Annotated in this window: 9 protein-coding genes; all 9 read right to left on the minus strand. The window is 44.1% G+C overall.

The features are described 5' to 3' along the window. Positions 1-50: 50 nt before the first annotated feature. Positions 51-743, minus strand: coding sequence for an MFS transporter (locus QUA00_RS32700; RefSeq protein WP_333310252.1), 693 nt, complete (start codon positions 741-743; stop codon positions 51-53). 26 nt (positions 744-769) lie between these two features. Further along, positions 770-5,734 (minus strand): amino acid adenylation domain-containing protein, encoded by a 4,965-nt coding sequence (locus QUA00_RS32705; RefSeq protein ID WP_333310254.1) that lies wholly within the window; start codon positions 5,732-5,734, stop codon positions 770-772. Continuing rightward, complete coding sequence (locus QUA00_RS32710) at positions 5,734-9,159, minus strand: amino acid adenylation domain-containing protein (protein WP_333310256.1); 3,426 nt, start codon at positions 9,157-9,159, stop codon at positions 5,734-5,736. The genes QUA00_RS32705 and QUA00_RS32710 overlap by 1 nt, the downstream gene beginning before the upstream one ends. Before the next feature lies 1 nt (position 9,160). Continuing rightward, a complete protein-coding gene (locus QUA00_RS32715) occupies positions 9,161-11,254 on the minus strand; it encodes an AMP-binding protein (RefSeq protein ID WP_333310258.1) in 2,094 nt (697 codons plus the stop codon). Between the two features lie 598 nt (positions 11,255-11,852). Further along, positions 11,853-12,464, minus strand: a complete 612-nt coding sequence (locus tag QUA00_RS32720) for a hypothetical protein (protein WP_333310260.1) — start codon at positions 12,462-12,464, stop codon at positions 11,853-11,855. A gap of 63 nt (positions 12,465-12,527) precedes the next feature. Then, on the minus strand, positions 12,528-13,412 hold the full coding sequence (locus tag QUA00_RS32725; protein WP_333310262.1) for a hypothetical protein: 885 nt from the start codon (positions 13,410-13,412) through the stop codon (positions 12,528-12,530). A gap of 381 nt (positions 13,413-13,793) precedes the next feature. Next, positions 13,794-14,441, minus strand: coding sequence for a hypothetical protein (locus QUA00_RS32730; RefSeq protein ID WP_333412590.1), 648 nt, complete (start codon positions 14,439-14,441; stop codon positions 13,794-13,796). Positions 14,442-14,656: 215 nt separating this feature from the next. Beyond that, positions 14,657-14,923 carry a hypothetical protein gene (locus QUA00_RS32735; RefSeq protein WP_333412592.1) on the minus strand — a complete coding sequence of 89 codons (267 nt, stop codon included), beginning with the start codon at positions 14,921-14,923 and terminating at the stop codon, positions 14,657-14,659. Between the two features lie 1,059 nt (positions 14,924-15,982). Then, positions 15,983-17,029 carry a sigma-70 family RNA polymerase sigma factor gene (locus QUA00_RS32740; RefSeq protein ID WP_333412594.1) on the minus strand — a complete coding sequence of 349 codons (1,047 nt, stop codon included), beginning with the start codon at positions 17,027-17,029 and terminating at the stop codon, positions 15,983-15,985. Positions 17,030-17,296 lie beyond the last annotated feature (267 nt).

Raw genomic sequence — 17,296 nt, forward strand, 5'->3', positions numbered from 1 at the left:
TCTGGTGGCTGTGGGCTTTTTCATTCCTTTATTTTACCAGATGCCGCCACTTAAGTTTTTTTGACCTGAATCCTTACAGCCCAGCCTTCAAGTGCCTCGCGCCAGAGTGAACTTTTTTCATGTTCTGAAACAGTAATAGTTTTAACAACATTAGGAAAGCGAACGAGTAACAGAGTTGTTACAGCAAAAAGGAAGGTGGCAAAATCAATTAAAATAATTCCTTGAAGCTGTATGGTTGCTAGCAAAACTCCTGCCAACAGCGGTGAAATTAGCTGGGCGCACGCTTCTGCTGATTTCACCATACCACTAGCACGAGGGAGAAATTCTTTCGGCACTAATGAAGAAGTCGAAGCAGTGTAAGCGGGCAACTGAAACGCTTTGCAGACGGAACTGAGGCTGACGGCGAGGTAGATGTGCCAGATTTGAAGGCTTCCGGTAGCGAGTAATAGGGCGATCGCCACTGTAGTTATCCCCGAGCCGAAGTCAGATAGAATCATGCACCACCGTCTGTTCCATCGGTCAACTAAGGCACCTGCTACCGGGGAAATCAGGATACTGGGCAGCATAGCCGATAGCAAAATCAGAGAGAATTGGGTCACTGAACCTGTACGCTGATACACCCAGACTCCCAATGCAAAGCTCGTTAGACCCGATCCGATGAGGGATATCAGTTGTCCGAACCAGACGAGAAAAAAAACACCCATTCCACCTTTAAAGGGGCGGAGATTCTTAAAACTACGCATGATGGCTAATTTCTGCTATTTGGCGGTTATTTTGGCTCAACTTCCAACACATAGCCTTCACAATGCAAGTCGGCTGCCTGGAAACCCAATTGTTCTAAACCTTGATAGTGCTGCACGCAAGTTTCCAGATTTGGCAATCCTACAGTGGGCTGGATATTGTCAAAACGAGAAGAGAGGAGACTGGACATAACGCACCCCATAATGTTTAGGGGATTGGTAGGCTTAAACTCGTTTGACCATGAATCTTCATCCATGTTTTTCTTCATTAATTCTGGTAGGTAGATGACCGTTTCTATCGGGTCAGGTGCGTGAAGCGCTCCACCTTCGGTAAACAGAATATCTTTGTGTTTCTCAAAGCGCTCGATCGCCTGTTTTGGGGAAAAACAGTGTGGGCCAGAATCATCAACAATTAGAGTGCCTGGTTTCAGCCGATCAATGTCGAGAATATCCGGGACGTTGGTAGCGCCAATAATTAAGGTAGCATCGTAGATTTCCGGTGGGAGTTCCGATGAAGATGAAGAGGTAGCGATTTGAACAGAACCTTGAAATCCTAAATCACCGCTCAGTTCGCGTTGAAGGTTTTGAAGCGATTCCAGTTTACTGTAAATATCGCACACTATAATCGATTGAGGATGCGGCAAACATTTTAACATCAGGCGCAGGGTATTAATTCCAATTGACCCCAATCCGATGAAAGCGACTTTCTCTCGCTGTAAAGAACGATTACTAATCTGTAAAATTTTCTTAATAGTCAGAACAACAGAAGAGCAGGTAGTAGCGTGTCCCGTAGTGATTTTCGGTAAGTCGTTACGTCCCTCAATAGCTTTAGCAATCGCACAACCGTAATCCGTTGCGGAGGGAATTAAACCCGTTAAGGAAACTGTTTTTGCACCGATTCGCCCTGCCATTTCTAAAGCTTCAACAACCATTTGTACGAGTGTTTGCTGGTCGCTGTATAGTTCATCCTCGAATATAGGGAGGATTAGACCCGCTATTCGACCCCATTTAGTTTCCATAACAGCATCCCACATCGGAAGGTTTTCAAACCACTTTTGGAGGACTTCATCGCGAGTTAACTTGGTTTCTTTTAGTAGGGAAATAGGAAGATAACCCAGAGCTGCTGAATCAACTGGTGCTATTTTTCCTACAGCTAACAAGGATAGCAATGAGCGCTGTTCTAGTTTAAAAAATGGAGAGGGTTCTGTGATTTTGGGTAAAGAAGCAATCATCGGTTTTTCAACTTCGGTTTGAAGTTCTTTTAGGTTGACAGATGGCTCAGTGGTGAACAGCGGCTCGATGGCTTTGGCTAATTTAGCTATAGTGGGATGCTCAAATAGAAGCTTGACTGAAACTTTAAGGTTCATCTCTACTGAGAGCTTGGATACGAGTGAAACTGCTTGCAGTGAATGTCCTCCTAGTTCAAAGAAATTATCATTAATGCCGACCTTTTCTAATCCCAGAACTTGAACCCAGATAGCAGCCAGTTTTGCTTCAGTCGGGGTGTCAGGGGCGACAAATTTGTCTTCCTGTTCGTTGTGAAAGTTATCTGGTGCGGGTAAGGCGCGACGGTCTATTTTGCCGTTGGGTGTCAGCGGCAGCGCTTTCATCAGCACAAACGCGCTCGGTATCATGTAATCAGGTAGCTTTTGTTTCAGGTAGTCGCGCAGGTTGCGAGTCACTGTGCGCTGCAAAGTTTTCCACAAGTCTTGAGTGTCCAACTGATAATCTACGCTTTGCTCGATTTGAGCCTGTTCGCTGGGTGTAAGATGAAAGCGAATCCCAGCCTGTGGTGGACGTGACCAAACTACTGTCCCAGAAAGCCAGTGCGGTTCGCTCTCTCCAGGTAGTTGCATATGCACGCGGACGCTTTTACCTCGCTCGATAGCTGGCACCCCCACCAAACCAACGCCGCCAGTGGAGATATCCTGTGTGTGGATTGTGATGGCCTTACCGTCTAGTTCTAGTTGGCATTCACTGTGATAAGGGACACGTTCTGGAATAAGGTTAGAGACTAGATAAGCTACGAGGCGCTTGTTTCCAGGTGCATCTTCTCGGTCAATGACTGTCACTGAGCGCACGTTCGGATGTTTTGCCAGTACAGCCTCAATTTCTCCGAGTTCGATGCGGAATCCGCGAATCTTCACTTGGTCATCTATCCGACCTAAGTATTCGATATTGCCGTCGTTCAGGTAGCGAACCAAATCTCCAGTTTTGTACAGGCGAGAAGTGGGAAAGTCACTAAAGGGGTTGGGGATGAACCGCTGATCGGTCAAATCGGGACGGTTGAGGTATCCCCGTGCTAAACCAGCGCCGCCGATGTGCAACTCACCCGGAACGCCAATGGGTACAGGCTGTCCGTTCCCATCTAAGATGTAGGTCTGGACATTACCAAGCGGACGACCGATCGGCAACTCCTTCAATGTCGTGTCCGCTACCGATAAATCATATATCGTTGCTCCCACAGTGGTTTCTGTCGGACCGTAATTATTTACCAGACGAACTTGCTGTTCCAGACACTCAAGCCAAGTTTTCAGTCGTTCGGGCAGTGCTTTTTCTCCTCCAATGATTATTAAGCGCAATGATGGGGGTAATAGCACCGTTTTTTGAGTCAAGAAAGCAGTCAGTTCGTTCCAGTAGGCTGTCGGCAAAGCCATTACAGTGATTTCCCAATTCTTGCACTTTTGCAAAAATCCTTCAATTGAGTCCAGCATCGTATCGGTACGCAATACAAGTGTTGCACCAGAAGTTAGGCTGGTATAGATTTCTTCGGCACTGACATCAAAACTAATAGAGGAGAATTGTAAAATACGATCTGCGCTTCGCAGCAGCGCTTCGCTACCGCACTTTTGTATTCTATATTCAGCACTCGCAGCCGTTGTGTAATTGACTAGCGATTCATGTTGGATTAAAACGCCTTTGGGTTTTCCTGTAGACCCTGATGTGTAGATAACATAAGCCAAGTTTTCTGGCTTTACTCCGCTTGACAGGTTTTCTTCGCTGTGGGAAGCAATTTCTTTCCAGTCTGAGTCTAAGCAGATAACACGCGCTGAGTGTGCAGGAAGTTTCTCCAGTAGTTTCTCTTGGGTAAGCAGAACGGGTACTGACGAGTCTTCCACCATGAAAGCTAACCGCTCTTTCGGATATGCAGGGTCAAGCGGAACGTAAGCACCGCCAGCTTTGAGGATGCCCAACAAACCGATTATCATTTCCAGAGAACGCTCTACACAAATCCCTACCAGCACTTCTGGCCCCACGCCCAGCGATCGCAGATAATTTGCCAGTTGATTGGCTTTTACATTCAACTCTCGATAGGTGAGTTGTTTCTCTTCAAACACCACTGCTACGGCATCGGGTGTGCGTTCCACTTGTTCTTCAAACAACTGATGGATGCACTTCTCTTGGGGATAGTCTTTAGCGGTGCTGTTCCACTCTACTAATAGCTGCTGTCGCTCTGCTGGTGTCAGCAATGGCAAATCTGAAATCGCCTGTTTGGAATTGGCGACGATTCCTTCCAACAAGGTCTGGAAATGTTCCGCCATCCGGACGATGGTAGTCTCATCAAAAAGATCCGAGTTGTGTTCCCATTCTGCTACCAATCCATCAGCCGTATTCTCCATTGATAGGGTCAAATCAAACTTGGCTGTGACGCTTTCCACGGAATACGAGCTTACTGCTAAATCAAGCAGTTCCATAGAAGGTACTCCTCCGTCGTCAAGAGCAAACATCACCTGGAATAGAGGCGTGTAGCTTAAATTGCGTGTTGGTTGCAGTGCTTCTACTAACTGCTCGAATGGCAGGTCTTGATGCGTGTAACCTTGCAGTGCCACTTCCCGAACTCGATTGAGTAACTGCTCAAAACTGGGGTTGCCGCCGAGGTCGGTACGCAGCACTAAAGTATTGACAAAAAAGCCGATTAGCCTTTCAAGTTCCCGTCGGTTGCGGCCAGCTACAGGCGTCCCTACTACGATGTCATCTTGTCCTGAGTATCGGTATAGCAATGTCTGAAAAGCTGCCAAAAGCGTCATAAACAGAGTGACTCCTGCTCGCTTACTCAACGTGGCAAGTTCCACGCTCAATTCTTTGGAAAAGGCTGCATAGTAATATCCTCCCCGGAAGGTTTGAACAGCCGGTCGCGCTCGGTCTGTGGGCAATTCTAATAAATTCGGAGCGTTCTTGAGTTGTTCCTTCCAGTAGTGAAGTTGGGTTTCTAGTATTTCTCCAGTTAGCCACTGTCGCTGCCAAAGGGCGAAGTCGGCATATTGTACTGGTAACTCTGGTAAAACTGGATGCTTAAGAGTGCAAAAGCCTTTGTAAAGTTCTGTTAGTTCTTTGAGCAATACGCCCAATGACCACCCATCAGAAATAATGTGGTGGATGGTAAACAGCAAAACGTATTCTGTTTGGTCTAGCAGTAGCAACGTGACTCGGAATAAAGGTTCTCGCTCCAGGTTAAAAGGTCGATTCGCTTCAACCGTAACCAATCGTTGCGCTTCGGTTTTTCGCTCGGTTTCAGGCAGGTGCAACAGGTTTACCACTTGTACCTGACAATTGAAACTTGAGGCAATAACTTGAACGGGTTGACCTTCTACCGTCGCGAAGTTGGTGCGTAAGGCTTCATGTCGCTGGATAATTTCGTTGATGCTGCTTTCTAAAGCCGCGATATTAAGCTGACCGCTCAGACGAAACGCCAGGGGGATGTTGTAAAAGGAACTGTTGGGCTGTAACTGGTCGAGGAACCACAGTCCCCGTTGGGCAAAGGAAAGAGGAAAGCTGTTTTGTTCTGTTCTGGATATTGGAGCGATCGCTGTGGTAGTGGTTTGAATATTGGCTTGTTGTAAAAAGGAGATAATCTCCGCTTTCCTTTCGCTCATTTCTGACTTCAGTTCATCGGTGATAGCACCTTGAGGAGCATTGCACCGCAGGCGATCGCCTTCGAGAAACAGGTTAATATCCAGCTTGCGTAGATAATTTACGAACTCAACTATATCCATTACAGTTCAAATTCCTCTCTTTCGTCACTTGTATTAATATTTTCGATGTTTTTGCTTGTCCAAAGGGTGGCATCAATATAGCTAGAAAGGCTCGCTACCGTTGGCAACTCAAACAACTTAGACAGAGGGAGATGCAGTCCCAAACTAGAATTCAATTGGGAAACGACTTGAGTCGCCAGTAACGAATGCCCGCCCAATTCAAAAAAATTATCGTTGACGCTTGCTTGCTCTACTCCCAAAACCTTTTTCCAGATAGATGCTACTAATTCTTCTGTCGGAGTCTGAGGAGCGACAAACTCTAGTGTTGGAATCAAACTATTGAGATCTGGTGCTGGCAACAACCGACGATCTACTTTGCCATTGGGCGTTATCGGCAGTGCCGGTAGGGTGACGAAAGCGTTGGGAATCATGTAATCGGGCAACTGCTGTTTGAGAAAGTCGCGCAGTTCGCTAACAGTGGGTGCTGCTGACTCCTGAACGGGGACAATGTAGGCGACTAGGCTCTTTTGGCCGGGAATATCTTCTCGAAGCGCAACTGCGGCAGAGAGCAAGTTGGGATGCTGACTGAGTGCTGCCTCGATTTCTCCTATTTCGATGCGAAAACCGCGAACTTTCACTTGGTCATCTATCCGACCCACATATTCGATATTCCCGTCACTCAGGTAACGAACCAAATCGCCAGTTTTGTAAAGGTGATCGGTGGGAGAGTGACTAAAGGGGTTGCGTATGAACCGCTCAGTGGTCAACTCAGGACGGTTGAGGTATCCCCGTGCCAAACCAGCACCGCCGATGTACAACTCACCCGGAACGCCTATGGGTACGGGCTGCCAGTTCTCATCTAAGATGTAGGTCTGGACATTCCCGATGGGACGACCGATTGGCACATCCTTTAATGTGGTATTGGCTGTCGATAGCTCGCAGATTGTGGCTCCGACAGTGGTTTCGGTCGGGCCGTAATTATTCACTAGACGAACTTGCTGTCCCACACACTCAAGCCAAGTTTTCAGTCGTTCGGGCAATGCTTTTTCTCCACCAATGATGATTAAGCGCAATGATGGAGGAATGGCAACTTTTCCTTGACTCAAGAAGGTGGTAAGTTCGTGCCAGTAGGCTGTGGGAGTTGCCAGAACGGTGATTTCCCAATTGTTGCACTTCTGTAAAAATCCCTCAAGGGAGTCCAGCATCGTATCAGTACGCAAGACCAATATTGCACCAGAAATCAGGCTGGTATAGATTTCTTCGGCACTAACATCAAAACTAATTGAGGAAAATTGTAGAATGCGATCGCGTTCTTGGATGCCATATTCAGCACGGGCAACTGTTGTGTAGTTGACGAGTGATCTGTGTTCGATTAAAACGCCTTTGGGTTTGCCTGTAGAGCCAGATGTGTAGATAACGTAAGCCACATTATTTGACTTGACGCCACTACAAGGGTTTTCTTCGCTGTAAGCAGCAATTTCTTCCCAGTCAGAATCTAGGCTGATAACACGAGCCGAATGTGGAGGAAGTTTCTCCTCTAGCTTTTTTTGGATCAGTAGCACTGGGACTGACGAGTCTTCTAGCATAAAAGCCAAGCGCTCGGAGGGATAGTTTGGGTCTATGGGAACGTAAGCACCGCCAGCTTTGAGGATGCCCAAGATTCCGACAAGCATCTCAAAGGAACGTTCTACGCATATCCCCACCAACACTTCAGGCCCTACTCCTAGCGATCGCAAATAGTGTGCCAACTGATTCGCTTTTGCATTCAATTCGCGATAGGTGAGCTGTTCCTCTTCAAATACCACTGCTACAGCATCAGGGGATTGTTCCACTTGCGCTTCAAATAACTGATGGATACACTTATCCTGCGGATACTCAGCCCAAGAGTGGTTCCACTCCACTAATAGCTGCTGTCTTTCTGTGGGTGTCAGCAGGGGCAATTCTAAAATCTTCTGTTTGGGATTGGCGACAATTCCTTCCAGCAAAGTCTGGTAATGTCCCGCCATCCGAGCGATCGTATCCGCTTTAAACAAGTCAGTATTATATTCCCACGAGCCTAGCAAGCCCGTTTTTGTTTGCCAAAGTGACAAGCTTAGATCGCACTGAGCCGTTCCCCGTTCCACTAGCTCTGGAGTCAGTCTAATACCAGGTAACTCTAAAGTATCTAGTGCGAAATTTTCCAATACGAACATTACCTGATAAAAGGGATTGTAGCTGAGGGAACGCTCTGGTTGTAAAGCTTCTACTACTTGGTCAAATGGAACATCCTGGTGTGCGTAGGCATCTAAGACAACTTGCTGTACTTGAGTGACAAACTCTGAAAAGCTCGGGTTCTCTTTAATTTGAGTCCGCAACACCAAAGTATTGACAAAAAAGCCTATTAGTGATTCAATTTCCGTGCGATTCCGATTGGCAAAAGGCGAGCCAATACAAATATCATCCTGACCGCTATAGCGGTGTAGTAATACCGCTATAGCTGCCAGTAACGTGACAAAAAAAGTCGTTTTTGATTGCTGACTAATTTCTTGAAGTTTAGCAGTTAAATCAAAATTGATTTTAAAATGTTTAATAGCTCCAGAAAAAGTTTGAATCGAAGGACGGGGATAATCTGTTGGCAATTCTAATAATCGCGGTGCATTTGTTAACTGTTCCTTCCAATAGTCAATCTGCCGTTGTTGCAATTCCTCAGTTAACCATTGGCGCTGCCAGACAGTAAAATCGCCATACTGAATAGCCAACTCTGGTAATGGATTTGCAGAACCACTAGAAAAGGCTTGATACAGAGCAGATAACTCTTCAATCAATATTCCCATTGACCAGCCATCTATAATAATGTGGTGCAAGGTTAATATTAATAGATGATATTCTGATTCCAGACGCAGCAGACTGAATCGCAACAAAGGGGGCTTGCTTAAATCAAAAGGTTGGCGAACTTTTTGGGTAATTATCTGTTGAATTTCCGCTTCCTTTAAACCTTGTAAATCTCTAACTGGTAGGTTGATATTTAAAGAGAGAATGATTTGCTGTACGGGCAATTCATCAACCATAGTAAAGATAGTTCGTAAAGCTTCGTGGCGGCGAATAATTTCATTGATACTCTGCTCTAATGCAGCTACATTCAGCACTCCAACAATCCGAAATTGGCAGCTCTCGTTATAAAATGGGTTTCGATTATCTAACTGATAGAGAAACCAAAGTCTTTGCTGAGGGAAAGACAAAGGTAAATCGTTATTCCTATTAACAAGTTTTATTCTTTGAGGAGTTAAGATTACAGTATTTTGAGCCTCTTTTAGGAACTCAATGATTTTTGTTTTTCGCTCTAACAATTCCTCCTTGAGATTTGATGTCATTACTCCCTTGGGAGCGCGATAGCGAAGTTGATTGCCTTCTCGGCAAATTTTGATACCTAAATTTTTGAGTAATGCCAAAAAATCAACTGCCGTCATTTTACAAATATCCCTCTTCGTATTTTTCTTCTGTTTTATTAATAAAGGCGCTTTCAGATTCGGCTGCCCAACGCAGTAACTCAATATTAAAACTTAACTCAGCTACAGTAGGAGAAGCAAGTAAACGATGTAAAGACAATTCAATAAACAAAGCATCTCGCAATCTGGAAATAAGTTGGATAGCTAGAAGAGAATTTCCTCCTAATTCAAAAAAATTATCATTGATGCTAATAAGCGGTACGTTTAAAACTTTTTGCCAAATTTGAGCGATTTGTTGTTCTACCTCGTTACGAGGTGCTACCAGTTCGCCTTCTTTTTGACGGTTCAATTGCCGCCTTATATCCACTTGTTCGAGAATAGGTTCAAATTCACCTGCATGAAATCGCTGACTAAGTTGAGAACGCTGGATTTTACCAATGGCAGTTTTGGGGATAGTTTCTTTATCTACTGGAATCAAATAATCTGGATTGACTCCCACTTTGTTGACTACGGAAGTGCGAATCTCCTTAAGCAGATTCATCAAAGCATCGTCATCACAAAATTTTGGATTGAAAAAGATAGCTAATTTATCAGTATTGCTTCCAGCAAGTCTTACCGCACAAGCGGCTGTATAAGAAACTTCTGCTCCTTCAACTTCTTCGACAGCCGCTTCAATTTCGTGGCAGTAGTGGTTAAGTCCATTGATTATAATTACATCTTTCTGCCTTCCGGTAATTGTTAAACGCCCTGAGCGAAGAAATCCTAAATCTCCCGTGTTAAACCAGCCATCTTCAGTAAAAGCTTCTTGGTTGGCTAGGGTATTTTCATAATAACCACCAGTAACCGAGGCACCTTTTACCTGCACCCGCCCAATTATTTCTTCTTCAATTACCTGGTTGCTATCATCCACAATTCGTATAGCAAAACCGGGAATAGGCGCTCCCACTTCCACAAATTTTTGTTCGTCTGTGGTTAAATTTAACAAAAAGGTTTCCGAATAGGTAACTCCTGAAGATGTCTCAGACATTCCCCAGGCTGGGTGGATTGCTGTATCAGGTAGTTGATAGGATGTGAGCAACTGCAAAAATCTTCTAGCGGTTTTGGCAGTGATAGCTTCCCCTCCATTGAGAATAAACCGCATCGAAGATAAATCCCATTTGGGGGTTGCTTGGGTGGGGAGGTTTTCTAGTTTTTCATTAAGCAGCCCGTAGGCAAAATTAGGTGCCCAGGTAATCGTAGCTCGATAGCGAGAAATCCAATCTAACCATTTTGTAGGTTTTTGCAAAACTAATTCTGTGGGAGCATGAATTTGCTGACAGCCTAGATAAACATCCCGAAGGTGAAACATAATTATTCCCCCAACATGATCTAGGGGAAACCAATTTATTGAGGTATCCTCACTGGTAAAACTGTTCATAGCAGCAGTACCCATGCAACGTGCGATGAGACTTGTATGGCTCTGCATAACAGCTTTTGGCGTACCCGTACTTCCAGAAGTCAAAAGCAAAATCGCTAAATCTTCCGGCTGGCTGTTATACCAGTTCAAATCTGGTTCGCAGTCGCGCAACTCATCAATAGTTTCAACTTGAAATTTTTCTAAATTAAAAAATTTTGATAGTTCGCGAATTTTAGGAGCTAAAGAAGCACCTGTCAGCACGAGGGGTTTCCTCAACATCTGCCAAACATTCTGAAGTTTGCTTGTGGTACTATTAACTTCCTCATAGGATGGAGCAATGGATATCGGTACTGGTACAAAGCCCCCCAACACACAGCCCCAAAAAGCAGAAATGAAATCTAGATTGTCTTTTAGTTGAAAAATTACCTTATCTTGAGGTTTGAGTCCTAGCTTTTTCAATCCAGCCAAAATCCTTTGGGCATCCTGCCATAATTCTCGATAAGATTGAAATTTCTCAGTTCCATCAGGATGAATGTAGATAATACCTTTAGTTGAGTGTTGAGTGGCTCGTTGCAGTACCTCTGCTAAAGTTTTAGAAGCATCTTCCGGGTATTGCCACGGTTCCCCGTAACTGATGGCTAGTTTTTTTGCCTCTAAGGATGCTGGTGTCTCCGGTGTCTCTGGTGTCATAAGAGCGATGGTATCATTGAGGACTGGCATATTTTTTGACACTTTCAAAGTTGGGTTAAGTTCAAGAAAGATGGAGGGGTGGAGGAGCGATCGGACTCTCTATTTCTTCAAAGTTGTGTCAATTTCAAGAAAGATAAAGAGGAGATCGCTTCCTTGCTGCCGGGATTTTGATAGGTAACTAGGGGCGATCGCGCTACTTTTTCAAAGTTGTGTCAATTTCAAGAAAGATAGAGAGGTGATGGGCGATCGCTTTCTAACTGCCCGTATTTTGATATGTAACTAGGGGGTGATCGCGCTCTCTAATTCTTCAAAGTTGTGTCAATTTCAAGAAAGATAGAGGGGGTTCGACTTTTTGGGATATCGGTGAGCGCCGCAGGGGTTGGGGATGGCGTAATTGCCCTGGCGGGTTTTCCGGCTTGACTCGCAAGGTGCGACTCGCCGTCGCATTGGGGAATGCGCTTGTCGGTGGTTGAAATGTGTTAGGAGTGGGGTGTTGGTGTTGAGGGGTGAGTTTATTTATCTGAGAGACTTTGATAATTTTTGGAGATGTCTATTGGGGTCGTGCTTTCTCCTCGTCATGATTGGTGTTTCATTGTTTCATTTCATTGAAGGTAGAGGTGCCGCCAGGTTATGGTGAAGCAGCTACCAAAAAAAAACGCTGATCGCCGTTCTGTTGCACTTCCTTTAGGACTGTGACTTGGTTGTTTCCGGGGTCCCATACGTATGCGTTTCCTCCGTATGGGATGACCGGGAGGGGGGGAGAGAATGTGCCATAAGTGGCCAGGAGTGCTATGGCGTTTATCGTTTCGTTGATCCTTTTAATTTCGCGGATCTTCGTTATGTCAGCGTAAAATCGATTCCAGGCGTCTGTGAGCGCGTTTATGTTCGGGTTGGAGTTGTTTATGCATTTGAGTTCTATGTGTGTTTCGTCGGCCGCAGCCAGCATCCCTTGGCGATATAGGAAAAAATCGCTTCTGGCAGCTTGGTTTCGGTTTTGTACTGCGCTCGCTGTGCTCAGAGTCTTGTTGAATGCTATCCATTGGTTGGCTTGTAGGCCAGGGTATGGGGCTTCCCTTTCGCATGTCTGCCCCGGGTAATTTATGGCGTAGGCTTGGGCGATTTCCACCTGGAGCCATACCTCCCATCCGCCTCGGATGTATTGGTTGTTCTCCGCCAGTCTGGCCGCCCTCCCAGGGTTGTAAAACTTGTTTAGGTTTTCAAGGAATTGCTGCGCTCTCATGCTCCATCCTCTTTTATTTATTGCCGAACTAGATGCGATCGCTATTGTTTGCGGTCGTTGGGGTTATCGGGCCGTTATAACCCAAATTTTTTTTTGCCCACCAGCGTTGTGGTCGTATGTTAGTTTGGCTTCAACTGTTGTATATCCCATTAAATCGACTGATTGAACTTGATTGGTAATTTTTTCCTTGATTGTCGCTCCTTGCCCGATGTTACTGTCATATGTAAAGAAAAGTTTTCGCCTGAGTTTAAACTTTGCTTCGTCTCCATTGGCAACGGCTGGCCATGTAACAACTTTTGCTTCGTTTTTATAATAATCAATTGCTACTAAAGACTCCGTGTTATTTTGACAATAAATTATGCCGTCAGCCTTGGGCGAATCGAGTAGAGTTAGATGTTGCCCACCACTGTCATCCACTCTATAATCGATTCGATCTCCTTCCGTGGCCTCGATTCTTATATTTATGTTTCCTGAAGATGTATTAATATTATTCGTTCCCTGTTTTATTGCGTTCTCATCACGGTCTATGGTTGCTTGAACGTGGCTTAAAAACTCTTTTTTATCGACGATTTTTTGATTAATTGACGGGGCTATTTTTTTTATTTTATCATTAATTTTTTCTTGTAAATTTATATTGTCAAAATATGCTTTAGTGAGTTCAACAACTACTGCATTTATAAAAAAGATGGCATTACTTTCAAGGTTACGAGTAACTCCGATTTGCTGACGACCGGGATAAATGGTGTTTCCCCATCTCTCCACGCCTTCAGTCTTTCCTGGTAATGGAAATACCTGCCAAGCAACAGGAAAAATCTTTTTAAACATTAGATTGAGTTCGTCTTCTTGTACAAAAATTATTATGTTTTCCATTATATTTGTATCATTGTAAACTTTTATATTTACATCTGGAAAGACGTTTGATTGTGCTCCTGTGTTGAGCGTATACATAAGGCTAATTACCCAAAATACTGGGATAAAAAAAAACTTAACTCTTTTTTATTGATGCTTTTATTATACATTTTGTTTTATTGTCATTTCCGACACAGAATTTAGAGGATCTCAGTGAATAAAAGCTAAAAAAGCCGAAGATATGCACATGAGGAAGTTTCTAAAGAAATGTTAAACTGAGATGAGGGGAGAAGAAACAGGCTGAAATCTCCGTCAGAGTATTTATTACGATCTCAGCCTGTAAATTTACATTTTGTACTTCAATTCTTTCTTACTTTTTCGCTCCATTTCTACTTGATTGCGCGAATTGTTGCGCTCTTAACTCCTGCTTTTTGACACAGTGCGTTGGCCATAGACAAATAAATAAGGCATTATAAAAATCTATCGTGCCTCAATTTTCCAACCTTTTTGCTGGCCTGCTCCTCCTGTGTATTCGAGGGAAGCCGTAATACTGGTGTAACCAGTTAAGTCTACTTCTTTGACATTAGTACCAGTCTGCATTGATTTAAAGATATCGCCTTCCTTGATGTTGTTAAGGTACATAAAGTACAGTTTTGGAGTAAGTTGAAAAACTGCTTTATCACCATTTGCAACATTAATTTGAGCAACTAAAGTTGCATTATCTTTAGCGAAGGCAATCGTTACTAATTCAGGAGCTTCATTTAAACAACTGATGCTCGAATCGTCATTTTGACCAGACAGTAAGGTTATATTTTGGGCACTATTTTGATCCAGAAAGTATTTTAACTGTTCGCTGTTTTCCGCTTTTCGCGTTATTTCCAACGTTCCGTAAGGGAGCTTGTCTGTTTTGGCAGGCTGGCGAACAACCCCAATGGTTTGTTTCACAGGATAAACTGTCATACCTTTTTTTGCAACACCATCTTCTACGCCGTTCAACGGGAAGACTTTCCAGGCAATGGGAAAAAGGTTATTGAACATCTGATCGAGATCGTCTTTTTGCTGAAAGATAACAATGTTCTGAAAATCCCGAGTTTTGTTGTAGACTGTAACGTTGACATCTGAGGCCATGATATTTCTCCTTTGACAATTGTTCACAAAGGGCAAAGTTTAGTTATTTGCCTTTTACACTATTAAGACGATTGCAGAAAGTCATTTCTGAATTTTTTCGATAGAGAGGCTTTTTTAAACTCGATGCCCCCTAATAGATGAGTGCGATAAGCGGACAAGGGGGCGAACCCCTATCATGCCACAACTCCACTAATTACCCATCTGAGTTCATTCCATCATTCCATTAGCCTGATTTGAACTATGTATTGCCGTTTGTTCTTCACTTGAGTTATCGTCGCCTCTGCTATTGTGTTATCTTCATCATCCCAAAGCGAAACATCCTCATCTTGGGAAAAGTCTTTATTCGGGTCACTACTAAGATTAATCGTCCCCTTTTTGCCGACACCCATACCTGCTGGAAAACTATAAGTCGCAACATTCCCCACAGTATTCGTTCCTGGGTTCACCATCTTTGCTATTACAGCATCATCATTCGTATTCATTGCACTTAATTCTCCTTTGGCTTTCTACTAAATTATGGTTAGTTTTGGGATTATTCTACCGACTAGCTATGTAAAATCGTCACTAGCAAGAACGCCACGCTATTGCTATGACTGCCTGACGCCCAAATTATTTGTGCCCTGATAACAGGTAGAAGTGGCTGTAAGAGAGTTTACATACCTAAGACGATTATAGTAAGTAATTATTGAATTTTCCGATATAGGCTTTTTTTATAATTTGATTCGTCCTATGAAACAATTGAAACAGGATAAGCAAGCAGCAAAGAAGACGATTGTACCCAAAACTCTACTAAACGCGCTCATCCCCTCATCTTAAATTCCACCTGCCGCGATCGCCCTTCATCTCAAACTCAACCAAAAAGCGATCGCCTCCTACAAAAAAGAGAAGCGATTGCCCCCTCACACCCCAAACTCTACAAAGGGATGCGTTTGCCTTCCTTCTCTGAATAACGTGTATTCGAAGCCCGAATACGCCAATGTCTATTAAAATCCTATTTCTATTGCAAAATTACTGTGGTTTTGTATTATACCTACTGAATTTGGGTAGTTACCATTTTCGTTTGGGCATGGAATTACTTGCAATTAGTATTCAAAATTTAACGGCTGTTGAAACGTCTCTGTACTTACTAACAAAACAGTGAGATTTCCTTGTAAAGGAATATCACTAGCTTCTGCTAGACTCACTGTGAAGTTGAAGGTGTTTTGAGGGATGTTATTCAAATTCGAATGAGCATTTATTACTGGCATACTCTTTACTCCGGTTCTTTTACTGTTTTTATAACGATTTGATTGTTCTATTCCTGAATTTTTTGAATTAGAGGCAGTTTTTCCCTAACTCAATCCACCCAAACAAGCTACTTCAAGCGCTAGAACCCTTTGGTTCTCTCAACCTCTCCAGGCACCGGATAAAGCAACTGCCAAATTATAGCGGTTCTCGATTGAGTGGAGTACAGCTAACTTCTGCCCTCTACTTTAAAACAATCAGCCCTGTACCTTACGTAAATACAAACCGCTATAAAGCACTAGCTTTGTTAAGATGTACTAATAAAAAAGGTACATCTTCATCCCCGATCGCCTCTTAACAAACGATTGAAAATAGGGAAAACAATACCAAGGCGGAGATCGCGACGAGCGCACAAATTCTCCCGCAACTTTTCCCAACACCAATTTCCCCAGACCATAAAACAGTTGTGAACCTCTGAAACTGGACAGCCACCGGGGGACTGCCCCTACTATCTGTTTCCCGATCGCATTAAATTCCTCCAACCTCCCCTCAGAACTCCCCACAAAAGAATCCGAATCAGAATCCCCCACAGCAACCGCAACCACCGACAATTCCCCACCCCCAATACACTCTACTTCCGCGTTCGCAACAGATAATGTCACCGTCTCCCCTGCGATCGCTTCAACTTCCGCATTCCCCTGAGACATTTCCTCAATAGCCGACTCTGTTACCGCCGATGTCACAGCCAATTCCCTTTTTATCCCATCCTCCCCGATAAAATATCCCCGCAACTCAAGAGCCAAAATCGCCCGCGCCTGGGAGATGCGCTTGCAGACATTCTGGTAGGAAATATTTTGCTTTTCGCTGATCTCTTGATGAGACAATTCTTCATAAAAATGCAGGATAAACGTCTCGCGCATCTTGGTCGGTAACTCATCAATAGCGCCGCGAATGACCCGGTTTTTATCGTCACGCTCCAAGGCGCTTCCAGGCGTGTCGTCAACTGCAACCCATCCTAATTTCTCTCGCTCCGCATACACTTCTATATCCTCCACTTGGTTAGCACAAAGGCGACGTTTTAGATCTATCCAGAAATTCCGAGTCAGCGTCGTCACCCAAGATTTGAAGTTTTCGATTTTTCCCCCGTACTTTTGTGCTTTTTCCAACGCTTTGAGCATCGCCTGACTCAGCAAATCTTGCGCTTCGTTTGAGTTGCCGTTCGTCCACTTGAGGCAGCACCGAAACAGGTAGTCTCGGCACTGTTGGAAGAGTTGCCAGAAGGCACGAGTTTCGCCTGCAGCAAGACGGTGTAAAAGTTGTTGTTCTTCGGCTCTGTTGGCAATGGGGTTAGTAGTGGTTTGCACGATGATTTCACCTCGTCAATGGATTGAAAGCGAAGATGCACAGTTTATTGTTGTCGGGGCGCTTCGTAAATCACCCTGCTTCAGGCCAATTAAGCAAAAGGAACAGAGAAAAAGACACCACCTTCTGTATAAGGAAGTGCAGTAACTTCATCAAAAGGAATACCCGGGAAGTTGCGAGCGGTCATTTCGCTATAGAACCCATTTGACATCTTTTACGGTCTTGTGGTAGCGTGACCGTAAAAGCATTATCCAGTAGCAGCCATGCCT

The organism is Microcoleus sp. T2B6 (assembly GCF_036700475.1).
Classification (GTDB): Bacteria; Cyanobacteriota; Cyanobacteriia; order Cyanobacteriales; family Microcoleaceae; genus Microcoleus.